Source organism: Micromonospora sp. NPDC000207, from assembly GCF_040300925.1.
GTDB lineage: Bacteria > Actinomycetota > Actinomycetes > Mycobacteriales > Micromonosporaceae > Micromonospora.
On sequence record NZ_JBEPEQ010000043.1, the window covers coordinates 1 to 18,141 of the forward strand.

27 protein-coding genes and 1 pseudogene are annotated in these 18,141 nt (G+C 68.3%); 27 read left to right on the plus strand and 1 reads right to left on the minus strand.

All coding sequences use genetic code 11. From position 1 onward, the window contains the following. From ABT336_RS13085 to ssb, 5 genes are all read left to right on the plus strand, one after another. A partial coding sequence (locus ABT336_RS13085) for an FAD-dependent thymidylate synthase (protein ID WP_350896765.1) occupies positions 1 to 213 on the plus strand: 213 nt, incomplete at its 5' end. Beyond that, positions 213 to 806: a dCTP deaminase gene (dcd, locus tag ABT336_RS13090; protein ID WP_350896766.1), complete on the plus strand. Its 594-nt coding sequence runs from the start codon at positions 213 to 215 to the stop codon at positions 804 to 806. The genes ABT336_RS13085 and dcd, both read left to right, overlap by 1 nt. Next, positions 803 to 1,954, plus strand: a complete 1,152-nt coding sequence (dnaN, locus tag ABT336_RS13095) for a DNA polymerase III subunit beta (RefSeq protein ID WP_350896767.1) — start codon at positions 803 to 805, stop codon at positions 1,952 to 1,954. The genes dcd and dnaN overlap by 4 nt, the downstream gene beginning before the upstream one ends. Further along, entirely contained in the window at positions 1,954 to 2,508 is a 555-nt protein-coding gene (locus ABT336_RS13100; protein ID WP_350896768.1) for a hypothetical protein, read from the plus strand. The genes dnaN and ABT336_RS13100 overlap by 1 nt, the downstream gene beginning before the upstream one ends. Next, positions 2,505 to 2,987, plus strand: a complete 483-nt coding sequence (gene ssb, locus ABT336_RS13105; protein WP_350896769.1) for a single-stranded DNA-binding protein — start codon at positions 2,505 to 2,507, stop codon at positions 2,985 to 2,987. The genes ABT336_RS13100 and ssb overlap by 4 nt, the downstream gene beginning before the upstream one ends. Positions 2,988 to 3,463: 476 nt before the next feature. Here ssb and ABT336_RS13110 read toward each other — a convergent pair whose 3' ends face one another. After that, a complete protein-coding gene (locus tag ABT336_RS13110) occupies positions 3,464 to 3,715 on the minus strand; it encodes a hypothetical protein (RefSeq protein WP_350896770.1) in 252 nt (83 codons plus the stop codon). A gap of 173 nt (positions 3,716 to 3,888) precedes the next feature. Between ABT336_RS13110 and ABT336_RS13115 the strand changes: the two genes are divergently transcribed. The 22 genes and pseudogenes from ABT336_RS13115 (at position 3,889) to ABT336_RS13215 (ending at position 18,048) form a co-directional block, all read left to right on the plus strand. Next, on the plus strand, positions 3,889 to 4,608 hold the full coding sequence (locus tag ABT336_RS13115) for a hypothetical protein (RefSeq protein WP_350896771.1): 720 nt from the start codon (positions 3,889 to 3,891) through the stop codon (positions 4,606 to 4,608). Positions 4,609 to 4,696: 88 nt separating this feature from the next. Continuing rightward, positions 4,697 to 6,061 (plus strand): hypothetical protein, encoded by a 1,365-nt coding sequence (locus ABT336_RS13120; protein ID WP_350896772.1) that lies wholly within the window; start codon positions 4,697 to 4,699, stop codon positions 6,059 to 6,061. Beyond that, positions 6,058 to 6,393: pseudogene (locus tag ABT336_RS27515) on the plus strand (DnaB-like helicase N-terminal domain-containing protein); the annotation flags it as partial. The gene ABT336_RS13120 and the pseudogene ABT336_RS27515, both read left to right, overlap by 4 nt. A gap of 102 nt (positions 6,394 to 6,495) precedes the next feature. Next, positions 6,496 to 7,401, plus strand: coding sequence for a replicative DNA helicase (locus tag ABT336_RS13125; RefSeq protein WP_502891173.1), 906 nt, complete (start codon positions 6,496 to 6,498; stop codon positions 7,399 to 7,401). Between the two features lie 14 nt (positions 7,402 to 7,415). After that, complete coding sequence (locus ABT336_RS13130) at positions 7,416 to 7,712, plus strand: hypothetical protein (protein WP_350896774.1); 297 nt, start codon at positions 7,416 to 7,418, stop codon at positions 7,710 to 7,712. Beyond that, complete coding sequence (locus ABT336_RS13135) at positions 7,709 to 7,912, plus strand: hypothetical protein (RefSeq protein ID WP_350896775.1); 204 nt, start codon at positions 7,709 to 7,711, stop codon at positions 7,910 to 7,912. The genes ABT336_RS13130 and ABT336_RS13135 overlap by 4 nt, the downstream gene beginning before the upstream one ends. Continuing rightward, positions 7,909 to 8,094, plus strand: coding sequence for a hypothetical protein (locus tag ABT336_RS13140; protein ID WP_350896776.1), 186 nt, complete (start codon positions 7,909 to 7,911; stop codon positions 8,092 to 8,094). The genes ABT336_RS13135 and ABT336_RS13140 overlap by 4 nt, the downstream gene beginning before the upstream one ends. Positions 8,095 to 8,267: 173 nt before the next feature. Further along, positions 8,268 to 8,540 carry a hypothetical protein gene (locus ABT336_RS13145; RefSeq protein WP_350896777.1) on the plus strand — a complete coding sequence of 91 codons (273 nt, stop codon included), beginning with the start codon at positions 8,268 to 8,270 and terminating at the stop codon, positions 8,538 to 8,540. Beyond that, positions 8,537 to 9,304, plus strand: a complete 768-nt coding sequence (locus ABT336_RS13150; RefSeq protein ID WP_350896778.1) for a hypothetical protein — start codon at positions 8,537 to 8,539, stop codon at positions 9,302 to 9,304. The genes ABT336_RS13145 and ABT336_RS13150 overlap by 4 nt, the downstream gene beginning before the upstream one ends. Continuing rightward, on the plus strand, positions 9,301 to 9,906 hold the full coding sequence (locus ABT336_RS13155) for a hypothetical protein (protein WP_350896779.1): 606 nt from the start codon (positions 9,301 to 9,303) through the stop codon (positions 9,904 to 9,906). Before ABT336_RS13150 ends, ABT336_RS13155 begins: the two co-directional genes overlap by 4 nt. Before the next feature lie 13 nt (positions 9,907 to 9,919). Beyond that, positions 9,920 to 10,393, plus strand: a complete 474-nt coding sequence (locus ABT336_RS13160) for a hypothetical protein (protein ID WP_350896780.1) — start codon at positions 9,920 to 9,922, stop codon at positions 10,391 to 10,393. Beyond that, on the plus strand, positions 10,390 to 10,626 hold the full coding sequence (locus tag ABT336_RS13165) for a hypothetical protein (protein ID WP_350896781.1): 237 nt from the start codon (positions 10,390 to 10,392) through the stop codon (positions 10,624 to 10,626). The genes ABT336_RS13160 and ABT336_RS13165 overlap by 4 nt, the downstream gene beginning before the upstream one ends. Further along, positions 10,623 to 10,943, plus strand: a complete 321-nt coding sequence (locus tag ABT336_RS13170; protein WP_350896782.1) for a hypothetical protein — start codon at positions 10,623 to 10,625, stop codon at positions 10,941 to 10,943. The genes ABT336_RS13165 and ABT336_RS13170 overlap by 4 nt, the downstream gene beginning before the upstream one ends. Continuing rightward, positions 10,940 to 12,067, plus strand: coding sequence for a hypothetical protein (locus ABT336_RS13175; RefSeq protein WP_350896783.1), 1,128 nt, complete (start codon positions 10,940 to 10,942; stop codon positions 12,065 to 12,067). The genes ABT336_RS13170 and ABT336_RS13175 overlap by 4 nt, the downstream gene beginning before the upstream one ends. A gap of 27 nt (positions 12,068 to 12,094) precedes the next feature. Beyond that, complete coding sequence (locus tag ABT336_RS13180; protein ID WP_350896784.1) at positions 12,095 to 12,679, plus strand: RNA ligase 1 family protein; 585 nt, start codon at positions 12,095 to 12,097, stop codon at positions 12,677 to 12,679. 4 nt (positions 12,680 to 12,683) lie between these two features. Beyond that, positions 12,684 to 12,947: a hypothetical protein gene (locus ABT336_RS13185; RefSeq protein ID WP_350896785.1), complete on the plus strand. Its 264-nt coding sequence runs from the start codon at positions 12,684 to 12,686 to the stop codon at positions 12,945 to 12,947. After that, a complete protein-coding gene (locus tag ABT336_RS13190) occupies positions 12,944 to 13,417 on the plus strand; it encodes a DUF6221 family protein (RefSeq protein ID WP_350896786.1) in 474 nt (157 codons plus the stop codon). Before ABT336_RS13185 ends, ABT336_RS13190 begins: the two co-directional genes overlap by 4 nt. Next, the gene (locus tag ABT336_RS13195) at positions 13,410 to 13,781 is read left to right on the plus strand and encodes a hypothetical protein (protein WP_350896787.1); all 372 of its coding nucleotides are present in this window, start codon (positions 13,410 to 13,412) and stop codon (positions 13,779 to 13,781) included. The genes ABT336_RS13190 and ABT336_RS13195 overlap by 8 nt, the downstream gene beginning before the upstream one ends. A gap of 289 nt (positions 13,782 to 14,070) precedes the next feature. After that, positions 14,071 to 14,451: a DUF6221 family protein gene (locus ABT336_RS13200; RefSeq protein WP_350896788.1), complete on the plus strand. Its 381-nt coding sequence runs from the start codon at positions 14,071 to 14,073 to the stop codon at positions 14,449 to 14,451. Positions 14,452 to 14,736: 285 nt separating this feature from the next. Then, a complete protein-coding gene (locus ABT336_RS13205; RefSeq protein ID WP_350896789.1) occupies positions 14,737 to 15,600 on the plus strand; it encodes a hypothetical protein in 864 nt (287 codons plus the stop codon). A 279-nt stretch (positions 15,601 to 15,879) separates the two neighbouring features. Continuing rightward, entirely contained in the window at positions 15,880 to 16,719 is an 840-nt protein-coding gene (locus tag ABT336_RS13210; protein WP_350896790.1) for a hypothetical protein, read from the plus strand. A gap of 129 nt (positions 16,720 to 16,848) precedes the next feature. Further along, positions 16,849 to 18,048, plus strand: a complete 1,200-nt coding sequence (locus tag ABT336_RS13215; RefSeq protein ID WP_350896791.1) for a helix-turn-helix domain-containing protein — start codon at positions 16,849 to 16,851, stop codon at positions 18,046 to 18,048. The last annotated feature ends 93 nt before the right edge of the window (positions 18,049 to 18,141 follow it).

Genomic DNA, 18,141 nt, shown 5'->3' on the forward strand with positions numbered 1-18,141 from the left:
ACCCGGATCGTGGTCACCGGCAACTACCGGGCCTGGCGGCACTTCATCGCGATGCGGGCCACCGAGCACGCCGACGTGGAGATCCGTGAGCTGGCTGTGGAGTGCCTGCGGCAGTTGCAGCGGGTCGCCCCGAACGTCTTCGACGACTTCGCCCTCTCCACCCTGCCCGACGGGACCGAGGTCGCTAGCAGTCCCCACGCGGAGGTTTCGTGATGCTGCTCTGCGACACCGACATTGCCCGCGCCATCGGCTCCCGCAGGATCATCATCGAACCGAACGAGCCCGCCCTGCTCCAGCCGTCGTCCATCGACGTGCGCCTCGACCAGCACCTGCTCGTGTGGCCCGACCAGGGCGGGTTCATTGACCCGGCGGTCGAGCAGCGGATGGAACCCGTTGAGATCCTGGACGGGGGTGCCTACGCCCTCATGCCCGGACGGATGGTCCTCGCATCGACGGTGGAGCGCGTCACCCTCGACGCCACCCTCGCCGGGCGGGTAGAGGGCAAGAGCAGCCTCGGCCGCCTCGGGCTGGCGACGCACATCACCGCCGGCTTCATCGACCCCGGCTTCTCTGGGCACATCACCCTAGAGCTGGTGAATCACGCCCCCCGGCCGATCCTGCTGCACGCGGGCATGCGCATCGGGCAACTCTGCCTGTTCCAGCTCACCGGACCCGCCCGCTGGCCGTACGGCAGCAGCGGCGTCGGCTCCCACTACCAAGGCCAGCGCGGTCCGACCGCCTCGCGCAGCCACATCGGCTGGCGCACCTGGCCCACCAACCACACCGACCGGGAGGTCACCGCATGAAGGTTCGCGTCGAGAAGAACGACCTCGCCGACATCGCCGGCTGGGTCGCCCGCAGCATCCCCCAACGCCCATCGGTGCCGGTACTCGCCGGTGTGAAGCTCACCGCCGACGGCACCAGCCTGACGGCTGAGGGTTTCGACTACGAGGTGTCCACGCAGGCCGACCTGTCCGCTGTCGGCGGCGACCCGGGCACTGTGCTGGTGTCCGGTCGACTCCTTGCGGAGATCACCAAGTCCCTGCCGAACAAGCCGGTCGACCTGACCACGGCCGGCACACACCTGGAGTTGGTGTGCGGTTCCGCCCGCTTCACCCTCCCCACGATGCCGGTGGAGGACTACCCCAGCCTGCCAGTCATGCCCACGGCGGTCGGCACTGTTGACACCGCTACGTTCGCCGCCGCCGTCACCCAGACCGCCGTCGCTGCGGGCCGCGACGACACCCTGCCCATGATGACCGGCGTCCGGCTCGAACTCTCGGGCAGCTCCATGGCGCTGCTGGCCACCGACCGGTACCGGCTCGCCGTCCGCGAACTCACCTGGCAGCCAGCCGCTGCTGACCACACCGGCCAGATCCTCATCCCCGCCAAGACGCTGACGGAGGTGGCGAAGACCCTCGCCGTCGGGGTCGACCCGATCACCATCGCCATCGGCGGTGAGACCGCCGGTGAAGGCATGGTTGGCTTCGAGGCTGGCGGCAGGCGCATGACCACCCGGCTGCTCGACGGCGCCAACTACCCGCCCGTCCGATCCCTGTTCCCCGACGCCGACAAGGTGACCGCACACGCGGTGCTGCCCGTCGCGCCCCTCATGGAGGTGGTGAAGCGGGTCGCCCTGGTCGCCGAACGCACCACCCCCGTCCTACTCACGTTTACCCCCGGCGAGAGCGTCCTCACCGTCGAGGCCGGCGGCGCCGAAGAAGCCCGCGCCTCCGAGTCACTGCCCATCGGGTCGTACAGCGGCGGTGAGGCGTTGACGGTCGCCTACAACCCGGCCTACCTGCTGGACGGCCTCGCCCACCTCGCCAGCGCCGACGCCCGCATCGAGTTCGTGGATGCGTTCAAGCCGGCTGTGATCAGCCCTGCTGGGGAAGACGGCGAGCCGACCAGCAGCTACCGGTACCTGATCATGCCGATCCGGGTGTCCCGCTGATGCACACCACAACTCTTCGCGGCACCTGCGACAACCACCGCACCTACGTCGCCGGCTGCGAACCGTGCCGGGAGCGATCCCGCACCCGCCGCAGCACCCGCTATCGGCAGATCGCCTACGGGCAGCTCAACCCCGGCTACGCCGACACAACCCCAGCACGCCACCACATCACCGTCCTCCACGACCGGTACGGCATGAGCTACCGGCACATCGCCTACGCCGCCGAAGTCCGCCGAGACGCAGTCACAGGCATCGCCGCTGGCACCCAAACCCGCGCCTACCCCACTACCGTCGCGCGAATCCTCACCGTCGCACCCGCCCAGGTAGTCGACTTCGCAGCCGTCGACCGCGCCCTCAACCGGCGCCGCCCACTCGGGCAGCTCAGCGAACGGGAGCAGGTCGAGGTGTGGCAGGCGTGGCGGCGGCAGCGTGCAGGTCTTCCGGCAGGACCGAAGCGGTTCGCCAGCCAGTTCGGCATCAGCCGAGCCAAAGCAGAACGCATCCAAGCAGCCGCCAACCGCTGCACAGCCACGAACGAAAGGAACGCAGCATGAGCCTTCCCCCGATCTTCGGAACCGCACGACTCCTCGACGACCCGGAGCTGCGCTTCGCCCCGTCCGGGGTTGCCGTGTGCCGGGTACGTCTCGCCTTCAACAGCCGCCGTAAGAACCAGGAAACGGGTCAGTGGGAAGACTCGGACACCCTGTTCGTGGACGGCACCGTCTTCAAGCAGGAAGCCGAGCACGTCGCCGAGTCCCTGACTCGGGGCATGGAGGTCGTCGTCTACGGCCGGCTCAAGACCGAGCGGTACGAGACCCGCGAGGGTGAGAAGCGGTCCGCGACGAAGCTGATGATCGACGGCATCGGGCCGTCCCTCAAGTTCGCCACCGCGAAGGTGTCCAAGATGCAGCGGTCCGGCGGCGGCAGCGGTCAGGGGTCCGGTGGAGCGTCGGGTGATGACCCGTGGTCGACCGGCAGTCCCTCGCCGGCCCGCACCGGTGGCGGCAACTTCGCCGAGGATCCCCCGTTTTGATCCACCCTGCCTGACCTGCTGAGACGGGGCGCGGTTCTGCTGTCACGGCAGGCCGCGCCCCACCCCATTCCACCCCACCCATAGACGGAGATCGCCGAATGAGCGTCAGCCCCCTCAACACCAACCCGCTACTCGCCACCGCCCTCGAAGCCGCCGTCCCCCTCCACATCATGTCCCTCCACCAACTCCCCCTCAGCGCACGCGAACGCGTCCGAACACGGTGGGCGGCGCAAGGCGTGGACGAGATCGCCTACCGGGGCGACACCTTGCAAGCTCCGCTACCGGGACCGCATCGACGCCGCCCTGGCCGCAGGGAAGGTCGGCAACTGCCGTCACCAGTTCGACCTGATGGAGCCGTACCCGTGCGCCGGTCACTGGCATACCCGGACGGTGGCGAAACGGCGTGGGGGTGCCCGTTGATGGGCAGCACGAAAGCCCGACGCTGCGGAGGCGCCGGGCTCGATCGAGCAGGTGGCCTAGTCCTCAGACGTGGCGCGGGAACGGCGAGGCGGCGGCGGCTCCCGCCCCGTCGAGTCCTCAATGCCATGGGCTCGGGCGATCCGGCGTACGTGCTCCGGCGTGTACCTGGCCTTCGCGCCGACGTGGGACAGCTTCTCGCCACGTCGGACCGCTTCGGCGACCTCGGTCGCCAGCTCGTCACGCCGCCGCTTGAAGGTCGCCTCCGCCCGGTCCAGGGCTGCGCGGGCTCGCAGTACGGGGTCGTCCACGGTCCAAGTGTCGCAGATGAGCGTGTCGCGATCCTCACCTCTCACCTTCATGGCAACCTCCGATCGCGATCCTTGTGTTGGAACATGCATGTGCCATACTGTACCCGAGTCGGGCGGAGCCTCCGTGTTCGCCCACCCACTTTCAGCCAGCCCCAATCAGAGGGAGGCGCCTCATGACCATTGATTCCGACCCTCAGGCCACCGCCAACGCTTTCAACTCCATTCACCCCGTCGAGACCCCCGTCCGCTACTGGACGGGCGTCCGGGAGGGGGCGGGAAGGACCGGCCGTACCCGCACCCCCGCCCAGGTGTTGAGCGGCCACACCGCCGTCGTCTGGCTCCACGGCGTCTCCGGGTGCATCAACCTCACCCACGTCGAGGTGATCAGCGAGGACGAGCTGATCCCTGAGCCGCCCAAGCCCACCGCCAGCCCCGACGTGCTGGACCTAGACGCCGCAGAGGCCCGCGCCAACGCTGCCACTGACGGGCCGTGGTGGGCATGGAACCGGGGAGTCGGCTACGTCATCGCCGTCGGCCAGCCCGGCGACATCAACCAGGACGAGCGGCCCGCCCGCGAACTGCCCGAGGGGCTGCGAACCGACATCGGGCGCGAGGCCGACGCCGAGTTCATCGCCCACGCCCGGACCGACGTGCCGAAGATGGCCGCCGAGATCCGCCAGCTACGGGCCGAGAACCAGCAGCTCCGCGAGCAGGTGTTCGCGCAGAAGCCCGTCGTCGGGGCCGCGCACACGTGGGCCGAGGCGCACGAGGAGAGCAACCACGAGGCGACGATCCGCGCCACCGCCGACCTCTACGACGCCGTCGAGCAGCACCGGCTGATGGATCTGGCGCTCACGTCCGCCCGCGACGGTGTGGATACGCCCGGACGATGACGACATCTGGTGCCGGGGCGGTCCCGTCCGACGCCCCGGCACCCAACACCCCTACCAGCACCCGGCGTGAACTGGAGCAACCCGCCTGATGTCCCGCAACTACGCCAACATCGTCACCGCCATCTGGGGCGACCCCGAATGGCGGGCCCTCGACGAACGCAGCCAGCGCCTCTACCTGCTGCTGGCCACGCAGAAGAACATCACCGCCGCCGGCGTGCTGCCCATCACGATCGGCCGGTGGGCGGGCATGGCGAAGGACAGCACGCCCGAGTCGATCCGGGCCGGGCTGCGGCAGCTCGCCGCCGACCGGTTCGTGGCCATGGATGCCGAGCATGAGGAGTTACTGGTCCGCTCGTTCGTGCGGCACGACAACGGCTACAACAACAAGAAGCGCCGGATGGTGATCGAGGCGGCGGCCGGGGAGATCGAGTCTCGGACGCTGCGTCAGGTGTTGGCGGTCGAGTTCGTGCGGTTGGGCCTGCCTGCCGATTGGACTCGGGAGGATCCGGTGGAGCTTCCCGACGAGGCGTTCCTCGGGGTGGCTGCCAGAGTGGAGACTGCCTTCCCGAGCGTCCCGAACCAGCCCGACAGCACCCCTGTGGACAAAGTTGTGGAAAACCTGTTTCCGCAGGTGGATAGGCCATACCGGAATCCGGCAAGGCCCATGCCGGAAGAAGGCACTTCTGACAGGGTTGTGGTTACTGAAGTAGAAGTAGTACGTACCTCAACCCACAACCCTCAACCCTCAACCCCCGCCATCCCGGCGCAGCGCGGCACCATCGTCGCCCCCGGCTGGTTGAACAACGGGCAAGAGCCGGGGAAGAAACTCATCCCCTCCAACACCCCTCACGTTGGGCATCAAGGCGGACTGTTCGCCACCACCAACGTCAAGATCACCGACCGGGAACAGGTGATCCTCACCTGGCTGCGCGAGAACGACTACCTCGACGCCACCCACGCAGACGCCAAAGCCATCGACAAGCTGGCCCGCAAAGTGTGGCCCGGCAAGAACATCGGCTACCTGCGCGGCGTCGCCGCCAACACCGGCTTCACCAACCTGTACGACCAGATGCGCAAAGAACGCGCCAAAAAGGTCGACGACCAGATCCGCCACCTCGAACGCACCACACCAGCGTGCGAACACGGCACCCTCGCCGGCCTCGAACTCCACCCCACCCACGGCACCATGCTCTGCCCCCAATGCCGGGCCGGCGTCCCCGCCGAACCCGAAGCGACCACCACCCCGGCAGCCGTGTCCGCAGCCCTCGACGCCTACCGACGCCACCACAACGGGCACCTCAGCACCTTCGACCTGATCACCATCACCCAGCAGGCGGCGGCATTCCACGCCGAAGGAGCCAGCCAGCAACAGCTGGAAACCCTCGCCGCCACCGCAGCGAAAACCGGCGTCGGCCTCATCTCCGCCGCGTCATACCGGAAGGACGCCCAGTGACCACCGACATCAACACCGCGCAGCAGCGCGGAGACCGGGCACCCTCCTACGACCTGGGTGCCGAACAGGCCGTCCTCGGAATCATGCTGTCCGACCCGAAAGCCCCCGAGAAGGTGGCGGATCTTCTCGGCGGCGAGGACTTCTACAGCCCGAAGAACGCCGAGATCTTCCGCACGATCATGCAGGCCGCCGCCGACGGGCACCCCACCGAACCGATCGCGATCGCCGGAATCCTCGCCGACCGGGGCGACCTCCAGCGACTCGGCGGCGGCCCCTACCTCAGCGAATGCGTGTCCAATGCCCCGCTCGCCCCCCAGCTCAGCTGGTACGCACGTCGGATCACGGACTGTGCGGAACGCCGCACATTCGAGGAGACCGGCATCAAGCTGGTGCAGGCGGCAACCTCCCCCAGCCGCGAGGTTGAAGATCTCGCCGTGCTCGCCCAGTCCCTCATCGAGAAGGCGCAACCCCGGCGGCGCGTCCTGGAGATGACCGACCTCGGGTCACTCATCAACCCCGGCCTCGACGACATCGAACAGCGCGCCAACCGGCCGCCAGGTATCCCCACCGGTTTCACCGACCTCGACGAACTCATCGGCGGGCTGCGCCGCAAGCAGCTGATCACCATCGGTGGGGCGACCGGCATGGGCAAGTCGATTGCACTCGTCGACATCGCTCGGCACATTGCCATCAGGCAGCGCCTCAACGTGGCGTTCTTCTCCTTCGAGATGTCCAAGGAGGAAATCTTCGACCGGATCCTGTCCGCCGAGTCGAAGGTTCCGCACCACCTCATCCGCGACGGGAAACTCGAAGACCGCGACTGGAGTCGCGTCATGTCCACCATCGGCCCGATGGCCAACGCCCCCCTGTTCCTGATGGACAAGGCGCCGATGCGGGTGAAAGACATCGCCTACCACTGCCGGCAGCAGCAGCGCGGCCCCGGACTCGACGTCGTGATGGTCGACCACATGCACTTGGTGTCGCCGTCCAACGACCGGATCGTCGAGCGGACGGCGATCATGGAGAACGTCAGCCCCGACTTGAAGCGGCTGTCCATGGAGTTGGACGTGCCGGTGGTGGCCGCCGCGCAGCTGAACCGGAACCCGAGCATGCGCGCCGACAAGACCCCTGAGCTGACCGACTTGAAGGGTGCGTCGTCGATCGAGCAGGACTCCAACGTGGTGATCCTGCTGAACCGGCCCGACTACTACGACAAGGACTCGCCCCGTCGCGGCGAGGTGGACTTCGTGGTCGCCAAGAGCCGTAACAGCGAAACCAAGGTCATCACGATGGCCGCCCAGCTGCACCTTTCCCGCTTCGTTGACATGGCCGTCGTCTGAGGAGGCGAACCAACATGACTGTTTCCTTCGAGATTTCTGGTGAGCACAGGGACAAGTGGCCTCCGTTCGCCGACGGATGCGAGGTGTGCCTGCGTTCCGGTTTCACGGGCACGGTGGTTCCGCACGCCACGGTGACGCAGGGGGACACGTTGATGGCGTTCTACCACCACGCCCGGTGTGGCCGCCGATGGTTCACGTCGTGGGGTGCGGCGTGGGACTGGACGTGGCAGCGGATCGGCCCGGCTGACACCCCTGCGTTGGGCGGTCGTGGTGAGCTTCGCGCCCTGCCCGCCCCGAGGCGGTCGGCGTGACCGGTTGCGGCGTGTGGCTGTCCGCCGAGTTCCTGACCCGCCACGGCTTCCAGGTCGTCTTCCGCCCGGACGGCCGGGTGACGGCGTCCCGCGACGAGGTGACTCACCTGCTGCCCGGTGCGTGCGGGCACGCCCCGGCCGACTGCCCGCCGCCAGCCGAGACATCGAAGCACGATGAGCGCATGGAGGTTGCCGCATGAGCGGGCAAGTCACCGAGAACCAGGCGGTCACGTGCGCGTTCCCGACCAGGCCGGGGGTTGCCGGTCACATCCTGGCCTGCCAGTTGTGCCCGGCGTCCCACACCTACTGGCGGGGTGCCCCGACCGTAACCGTGTGCAAGTTCGACAAGCCCACCGAGCAGAAGCCGGAGGTGGAAGCGTGAACGAGCACACCCCGGACTCAGTCCGCTCGTGTAAGCCGGATACAACGCCGGCCCCGTGTAGTTGCCCGCAGGTCGATGGCAAGGTCTACCACCACCGCGCGACGTGTGTCGATCCCGTGGTGCGGCGTCTCGAATGGTATGCGGACGGGCCCGTCGTGCAGGCGGAACGCGGCGTGAGCGCGGTGGAGAATGACGGCACCCGCATGGTGTCTGCTCTCTGCTCCGCCGGGTTCACGGTGGTCGGCCAACGCTCAGGCCAGTACGTGCGCCTCGCCTGGCCCGGCCGTGACCAGCGGGACAGCACGTTGAAGGTGCCGGTGGGCGACGAGTACGCCGACTACACGGATCTGCTGGCCGAGGTGCGCGCCGAGCTGGAGTACGCGGCCCGCCGGGGTGAGGCAGCTCAGCGCGCCCTGGACCTGCACGCCGGGGAAGTGCCGTCGTGACCGAGATGAGCTACCCCGCTCTGCGCGCCCACCACCGATGCGTCGAAGCATTGGTAGCGGATCCTGAGGTAACCGGGGATCTTCTGCTGGTCGGCATGTGGCTGGCCCGCGCAATCCACCTACACCTGCCCAAGCCCGCCGTAAACGACGGCACCTCCACCTGGCAGCTACCAGACATCGCCCGAGACCTGTTCCCGCTCAACATGGACCGTGGCTTGGCCTTCAACGGCCAGATGGTGGAAGCGCCATCTGCCGAGCCGGACTGGCGTCGAGTGTTTGAGGTGTTGAAGAACGACATTCGCCGCTACGACCCGAAGGTTGATCAGCAACTGCCTGCATGGGCGCGTCCCCGATGCTCCGGGCCGATGGTCCGCAGGGCATCGTGTGGGAAGGGTAGCTACACGTGGGGTTACTTGACCGACGTTGAGACGGGCCGGAAGCGGCTGGTTGGAGCGTGCCGAAAGCACCACGACTGGTTTCAGCAGGAGCGAAAGGTCAACGCTGCTGTCGTAGCTGCGACCGAGGCTCCCCCACCTCCCGCCAATGCAGGGGGTCGGCTGGCTCGACACTTCCTCGACATCGACTGGCCAGCCCTGTGGGTCAAGCTGGACGAGTCGTGGACTGCCCCACCGGAGCAGATGGGGTCGGCGCGTCCCAAGTTGCGCGTGGTTTTGGGCGACACAGGTAGTTCGTTTTCTGTGCAGCGAACGTCGAGTACGGCTGCCCGCCCTCGGTTCGCGCTGATCAACGGGACGCTGTCGTGACCGCCCCGGTGTGGCCGACGGTGATGGTCACCGGCCACCGCCCGAAGGACATCCCCGACGCCGACTGGGTGCGTACCGAACTCGACCGCATCGCCGCGAAGGTCCGCGACCACCACGGCACAACCGCCGGCATCACCGGCATGGCGTTGGGCGCCGACATGTGGTGGGCGCAGTCCCTGCACCTCGCCGAGGTGCCCTACGTGGCGCACATTCCGATGCTGGAGCAGCCCGACCCGTGGCGGCACAACCCGCAGGTGGTGGCCGAGTGGCAGCGGCTGCGGGCCCTGGCGGACGCCGAGGTGGTGTACGGGACGCTTGCCGGCCTGGCTGAGGGCGTCCGGAAGCGGGTGGCCGTGAAGCTGCTGCACCGGCGCAACGACGGGATGCTGGCCGCGACCGAAGACGCCGGGGGCGCGGTGGTGGCGGTGTGGCGTCCGTCGAAGCTCAGGGGCGGCACCCACTCCGCCCTCGTCAAGGCCAACCTGCGGGGGCTGCCCGTCATCCACGTCAACCCTGAGGCGCAGACCGTGACGATGCCGTCCCGGGTGCGTCTCGCCGCCCTACTGCATCCGACCTCATCCGAACCCCTGATCAACGCCTGAGGAGGCACCCGCCATGACCGACACGCTCACCCCCGCCCAGCAGCTCGCCCACCTGATCGGCGAGGCGGCGGCACGGGCCGCCATCAACGCCGGCTGGGATGCCATACGACACACGGAGACGACCGACCCGACACCCAGCCCGTTCCTCGACAACTACGTCGCCCAGATTCTGGTCGCCGCCGCCCCCGCTATCCGCACCCAGGGACGGCGCACTCCACACCTCGACGCCGTCAAAGCCGAACGGGACCAGCTCGCCGCCCTGCTGCCCGCTGGCACCGACACGGTGGAGCAGTGGGGGGTCCGCCTCTACCAGGACGGGCAACTCGCGGACGAATCCGACCCGCCAGTCAGCCGCGAACGCGCGCAGGCCCGCGTTGACTGGCACACCCGCAAGCGCGCCGAGAACCCCGGATGGCGCGGCACCGCAGAACTGGTCCACCGACACCAGCACACCACCCCGTGGCGGCTCGTGGAGGACGGCTCGTGACCGGCCATCCGCTCGCCGCGAGCACCCGCGCACGGCTGCGAGCAGACCACCGGCGGCGGATTCTCGCCCAAGCCGAACAGGAAGCCCGCCTCCACGGCCTCTCCGCCAAATGCCGTGGCTACGACAACGAACTGGCCGTGCCCCGCCATTCCAGTCACGAGGACGGATGCCGCAACGACGGCACCACCTGCCTGTGCGCCTGCCACGACCAACCCATCAAGGAGACTCCGTGACCGACTCCATGGACCAGCCCGAACGCGACGGCATGGAACTCGTGTTCCCGTTCGTCGCCTGCACCTCCAACGGTGGCCCCTACGACGACGACGCATTCACCGCCGGATACCAGGCCGGACGCATCGACATGGCCCTCGCCGCCGCCTCAGCCGTCGGGGCGACCTCGGCGCGGTACACGGTGCTCACCACGCTGGTCGGGCAGTTGGAGCTGATCGGCATGCACCACGGCTTCCCGATCGTCACCGCCGTGGAGTGCGACGAGACACCGGAGTGGTCGGTGGTCACGTTCGACACGGGCGGCGAGGTGAAGCCGTGACTGCGACACCCAGGCTCCCTCCGTACGCGGGCGTGCAGCGCCGCTACGCGGTCGCGTTCAACGCCCTCAGTAAGGCACTCGGCACGGTCGGCCGGTTCGTGTCTCTCACCGAACGGCAGTACATCACCACCGCCGTCCTCAACGCGGTAGACGCCGACCAGCCGCAGCCTGACGTGCCTAACTCCCGCCTCGAAACCCTGACCGCCGAGCTGCGGGCCATCCACTACCCGACGGGTGACCCGGCGACTGAGGGCACCGTGTGGTGCCGCTGCGACGCCACCTGGCCCTGCCCGACGGTCACCGCCGTCAACCAGGCCGATCCGGACCACGCCCAACGCCGCGACCTGATCGCCGGGATGACCCGCGAATCCCTCGACCTCGGCACCTACGACCTCACCACCGAGGAACAACCCTCACCAGCAGGTTGCATGCACGCCATCTGCCTGCCCCTCGCCGGGGACGGCTGCCGCCTCGACCAGACCGACACCCCCAACACGGCTGTCGTCCTGAACCGGCCGTGGGAGTGGATCCGCAACGACGAGGTCGGTGGGGACGCGATCACCGCAGACGGGCGTGGTCCGGCCGACGGTGGGCTGATGGTCGCGGACATGGTGCGCGACGGCGCGGTCGCCCGGCACATCACCGAACTCCACAACAGGTGGCTGGCGTCGAGAAGAGACACCCCGCCCGGCCCGCTGTGCGGCTCGCACAGCGCCGAACCGGCCCCACCGGGCATCCCTGCATCCCCCAACCCGGCACAGGGGAACTCAGCCGGTTCCGCCGCCCCTGACGCTGTCCGGGAAGCCCTCACCCGCGCCTACACCGACCACGAAAGACTCGGCACCGGCGCGGCCTTCAACGCGGCAGCCGACGCCGCCTGGACCGCAACCCTCACCCACCTGCACTGGCAGATCCGCCGCCGCGCCAACGAATTCCAGGCCGCTAAGGCCTACCAGCGGACGCAGGAACGCGGTCGAACCGGCAACGAACGCGACAGCAGGCACGCCGCGATGCACAGGGCGTTCGCACGAGGCATCGAATCCGCCGGGGAAGGCATCGCCGCGATGCTCGGTGTGCCCGAGCACGAGATCGAGCCAGTGCCAGACACGGCAACCGCCGACTGATCGCCACCCGAATCGAAAGGAAAGGTCATGCGAAAGATCCCCACCCTTTTCCGCCGCAACCCGAACGACCTGCGGCACGTCACCCCCGAAGTGCACCCCGACTGCCGGTGGGTGCTCGACGGCGAGGGCACCCCAACCCGCAAGTACGACGGCACCTGCGTGCTCTTCGACGGCATCCGCTGGTGGGCTCGCCGCGAGGTGAAGCCCGGCAAGAAGACCCCCAACGGCTACCGCCCCGTAATGACCGACGATGCCACCGGGAAGACCGTCGGCTGGGAACCGATCGAACAGTCCTCGTTCGCCAAGTTCCACGCCGACGCCCTCACCCGCGATATCGTGGACCACTCGATCGGCAGAATCCCGCAGGTGGACGCCACCTACGAACTGGTTGGGCCGCGCGTCAACGGCAACCCGGAGAACGTGTCGGAACACCTGCTGGTGCGGCACGGCTACCGGGCTGAGGCCGACAGCGACGAACTGGCGAACCTCAAGCTCGACTTCGACAGCCTGCGCGACTGGCTGCACGCCCACCCCGAGTGGGAAGGCATCGTGTGGCACCACCCGGACGGCAGGCACGCGAAGCTCAAGCGCCGAGACTTTCCGACCGCCTGACCCGATGACCCTGCCGCTGTTTCCGGGCGCACCCGAGACCCCACGCCGCTTCTGCCTGTGCGGCAAACCCGTCCCCACCGGTCACCTGACCGAGGGCTGGGGGTCCGGGTGCGCCCGGAAACACGGCCTCACACCGCCCCGCATCCCCCGGCCGCGCAGCGAACCGCAGGACGGGCTGTCACTGTTCGACACCTGGGAACACCTCAACGAGAAAACGAATCCTGATCAGGCAGAATTGCCACTGAGCAACGGGAGGAGAGCCGAATGACCGACCGCGTGAAATGGCTCCACCAACAGATCGACGAAGACGAGCGGATCGCGAAGGCCGCCGCCCACGGTGGACGCTGGCGCTATAGCGGAGGCGAAACCGTAGGCGCGTGGACGCTCCACGACGAACACTGGTCGATCGCCAGCATGACCCTCTACGACACCGAGCAGTACAACTACAGCGAACGGATGCCGGCGTTCCGGAACCCGGGCTACATCAACCCGGACGCCATCGGGGCACACATGGCGCTGAACGACCCGGACCGCGCGCTACGCGAGGTGGAGGCCAAGCGGCGCCGGCTCCGCCTCATCGAGAGCATGCTCGAAAACCCGCCAACGAGGGTCGACGGCCCGTGGGCGGCAGAGGCATACAAGGGCGACGCGCTGGTGGCGTACGGACTGCTGCGAGTCGAGGCACTGCCGTACGCCGCACGTCCCGGCTATCAGGAGATGTGGGGCAGCAGTGACTGACGGGCGGCGCACCATCTACATCGTCACCGATGGCGCCTACTCGTCATATCGGGTACTCATCGCCTACGACCGGGAAGAAGACGCCAAAGCGGCGGTAGAGGCCGGTGTCGGCGACGACTACACCGAGCTGCCCGTTCTCAGCCCAGGAGAACTTCCGAAGCGGGTAGCCGTGCACCACGTTGACATCAACACGCGCACGGGCGAGCCCTACCACTACACGCGGGACGGCTGGGATTTCGAGCGGCACCCCGATTTCGAGGATTGGTCGTGGCGACCCGGCTACCCCGCCTTCCGTGGGGTGGACAAGGATCGCGTGTTGAAAGCCGCCCAGGATCATGCGGCCCGTCTCCGCGCCGAGAAGTAAGGGCTAGCCTCGCCGTGACCCACCGATGGCAGGCCGACGCCAGCGGGCGACCCGACAACTTCGTCATGGACTCGGGTGACGCAAACGGACGAACCCACAACGGTCCCCGCTGTCTCGTATGCGGATTCACCTTCTGCGAGCACTGCTGGCCGGAGGGCTGGCAGCAGGCTTGCCCCGGGCCGCCACCGGACGGCATGGAGTACGACTGGATTGGCTGCGGCACCATCCGCGAATCGGAAGAGGTACCGGAGCCGACATCTGTCATCGGGGCGATGGGCGGTGAACGCTCGTGACCGGCGAACTCCCCTACTGGCTCAGCCAGCAGATCGACGCCGCCGAAACCCGCACCCGCGAACTGCTCGTGGAAGCCCAACGGACCTCGCTCACCTTGCGAGACCCGAAACTGCTCGGGAGGTACATCCCAGGCTGGCACGGATGGCCCGAAGTCGAGCGGACATGTCAGGCCCGGCTCGCTGAAATCGCCGCCATGCGCGCCATCCTCGCCGAGCACTCGCCAAACACCGCAGGAACCCGAACCGTCTGCTCGGTATGCGCGGAGGAGCCCTACTACGACGCAACCTGGTACGACTATCCGTGCCCAACAGTGCGTCTGCTGGCCGCCGCGTTCTCGGCCGAGCCCGGCTACCGAACTGAATGGGGGCCGCAATGAGCGGGCAACCCGGCGATGGCTGCACGGACCCTCGCAGCATCCACCCACACTGGTGCGGGTTCTGCGGGGCGCAACTGCTGTTCAGCGCCATCGAATGCGCGGCCCTCAGGTTTATCCCGCCTTGCCTGCGCTGCGGTGAGGCGCAGTGGCGCACCGAGATTGATGAACTGACCGCACCTGACTACCGGGAGGGACGGTGACCGGTAAGCGATGCTCCGCAGGTAGGCAGCAAGAGGCCATTGACGCAGCCGCCGAACACCCGATCCGCCGAAGTGAGACGACAGCATGACCGACATTCTGTCCCGCATCAACGCCGCCGTGAACAACCTCTGTCCATGCGGGGCTGACCCGCGTCCTGGCTCGGTCTACTGCTCGGCCGACTGCGAACCCACCCACATCTCCCGAGACACCGACACCAGCGAATCCGGCTGGTACGCCACCCCGATGCGCTGGCGACCCGACCTTGTGACGGCAGCCGACGACACCAACCTGATCCCGGTTGAGGCGCCCTACGCCGCCGAAACCGTCGCCATCCGCGAAGGCCGCCACAACGCCAGCATCTACCACCGGGCATCCGAACCCACCGTCTGGCACCTCCGCCTCAACGACGGACACCGCTACGTCGGCTGCGACCTCACCGACATGGGCACACCCGACGGGACCATCAGCGTCGAGCAGACCGCACGCATCCACGACACATGGCAGCGACTCGAACAGGAACTCGGCAACAGTCGCCACCTCGAACCCGACACCCGTGGCGCTTCCGCAACGCGGACGTGGCACGACGAAGTGGTGATGGTGAACGATCGGGATGCGGAGATTCTTCGACACGCGGGCCTGCGGGAGGGAACCCACTTCCTCACCTACGAGCAGTCGGTAGCACAGGCGATCGCCCTGGAGCAGATGCAGCAGCGAGTCAACGAGACCATGGACGCGATGTGGCAGGCGCTCCGCAGCTCGGTGCAACACGCTGCCGACCAGGTGGCGACGGTCTGGCTATCAATACAGGAGGCGGCACGGCATCTGGAGCCAATGCTCGGCGAGCAGCCCCCAGCCGACCCGATGGAGCGGGCGTTGTGGCTGCGGAAACGTCGCAACACCGGTCCAACACAAGACCGGCTGGACGGCCGACGCCGCCGCAGTCGCTGATTCCATCCCGCGAAGGATCATGGAGTCGTCGTGAACACGCAGATCCTGCCCGGCTATCAGGAGACATGGAGGCCAGCATGAGGATTTTTGACTGGTTGAGTGACAGGTTCGACGACATCATGCAGGGCCTCTACGACGGGTGGGACTGGCTGTGTCCATGACCGAGTAGAAGACAGCGGCCTGATTCCTCCCCGGACCAGGCCGCCACCGTGACCGCATCAACCGCAAGCCCCGCAAAGGCCACCACCAGCGTACCGCCGCACCACGGGAGGCCACCCCTTGAGCACGAACACCTGCGTCTGCTGTCCCACCTTCCGCCGTGGCTTCGCCCCCCGGCGTCCCGACCGCCCCCAGGTGTGCGAAGTATGCCGCCTGCGCTTCGACACGCTCGTCTACGACCTGTGGCTGCTCCACGACCGGTTGGTCAACCCGGACCCCGCTGAGGTCGACCAGCGCCGGTACGCACGCCGCGACCAGCAGGGCAAGCGCACCGGGGAGCACCGGTGGGCGGACCCCCTCGCCCCCATCGGCGGTGCCGGAACCATCCCCGGCAAAACCAACCAGCCACACGTCTCCGGCACACCCGGCAGGTCCACCCCCGCGAACCTCGACCAGGTGGACCTCACCTCACCGGCCCGCGTGCCCAACCCCACCGCCGCCGGCCGCCGCGACCCCTGGGACCAGATCGGCCACCTGTCCGTCGCCACCAGGTTGTACGAGATCGTCCGCGACTGGCGGGACACCCTCTGGCCCGACCAGCACCTCCCCGTCCCCACCATGGACGAACTCGTCGCATGGATGCGCGCCGGAGCCACCGACGGCTACGCAGGCGACCGCACCGACCACGCATGCACCCGCCACCCCGGCATCGGCGACACCGCCGCCGAACTCCACGACCTCCGCCGCATCCTCCGCGCCCAGCTCGGCGACACCGAACCCCAACCCCGACGGTGGATCGGCGTCACCTGCCCCACCTGCAACGAGGTGTCACAGATCCAGCAGACGGCAGGCGACGAGTACGCCGAATGCGCCGAATGCGGGCGCATGTACACCGGCGACCAGATGACCGAGTTCGTGACCAAACAAGCGGCGGCCACACGGGCTGTCGCCACTGCCTAACCGCAGACGCGATGAGGGCCACCCCGCACCAGGGTGGCCCTCATCGCGTTGATACGGCGTACCGTCGAAGTGGCGGCCCGCCGGAGTAGAGGCCGGCGGGCGCCCCAGACCTCTACCTGGGAGCCGACCATGACCGAACCAGCCAGCAGCACCTTCGGCCAACGTCTCCGCGCCCACCGGGAACGCACCGGCCTCACCCGCCCTGTCCTCGGCGGACTCGTCGGCCGCAGCGCCGAATGGGTCAAAGCCATCGAAGGGGGCCGGCTACTGCCGCCCCGTCTGCCGATGATGCTGCGTCTCGCCGAAGTCCTCGACATCACCGACCTCGCCGACCTGACCGGCGCCCATCCGCTGCCCGTCGCTTCGGTGACCCGCGCTGGGCATCCCGACGTCGACCAGGTGGCCGCCGCCATGCAGCGCACCACCGCCCCGGCCGGTGATCCTGTCCCTGCTGTCGTGCTGCGTGGCCTCGTCGACCAGGCGTGGACGTTATGGCACCAGTCCAGCACCGAACGCGGGGCGGTTGCCGCCGTCCTGCCGCAGTTGCTCGACGACGCCCGGACGTCCGCCCGCCGCCTCGACGGCACCGACCGGCGGGCCGCCCTCGTCGAGCTGGCCCGGGTGTACCACCTCGTCCAGTTGTTCGCCGCCAACCAGCCGTACTCCGAACTGGTGTGGCTGGCCGCTGACCGAGCGATGGCCGCCGCGCAGGACGCCGACAACCCGGCTGCGATGTCCGCCGCCGCCTGGTACTACGCCCACGTTTTCCGGTCGTCGAACCGGACGGACGCCGCCGAGCAGGTGCTGGTCGACGCCGCCGGGATGCTCGATCCGTCGGCTGGCGGCGAGCAGTTGGCGCGGTGGGGGCAGGCTCAGCTCGGCATCGCGTTGACGCACAGCAAGCGGGGCCGGGACGGGAAGGCGTGGCGGGCATGGGACGCCGCCGACGACGCCGCGACCCGCCTCGGTAGTGGCTACGCCCATCCGTGGCTGATGTTCGGGCCGACGGTGGTCGCCGCATACGGGGTGACCGTCGAAATTGACCTTGTCCGGCCCGGTGAGGCGATCCGGCGGGCAACGAACACCGACTACTCGTCGCTGCCGTCGCGCACCCGCCGGGCGACGCACCTGGTAGACGCGGCGCGGGCACACCTTCTGCGCGGCGAGGACGTCGCCGTGGTGCACCTGCTGGGCCGGGCGGTGCGGGAGTCCCTGGACACGGTGCGGCACCGCCCGCACGCGCGGATGGCGATCATGGAGTTGGTCGACCGGCGGGGCACCGTCGGCGAGGACGCTCGTGAACTCGCGCTAGCGATCGACCTCGGGTAGCTCCCCCTCGGGTACAAACCGTCCCTATCGCCGCCCGTGACCAGCCGTAACGTGCTGATCACGGGCGGCGGTGGTCCATCCGAATCCAGCGAT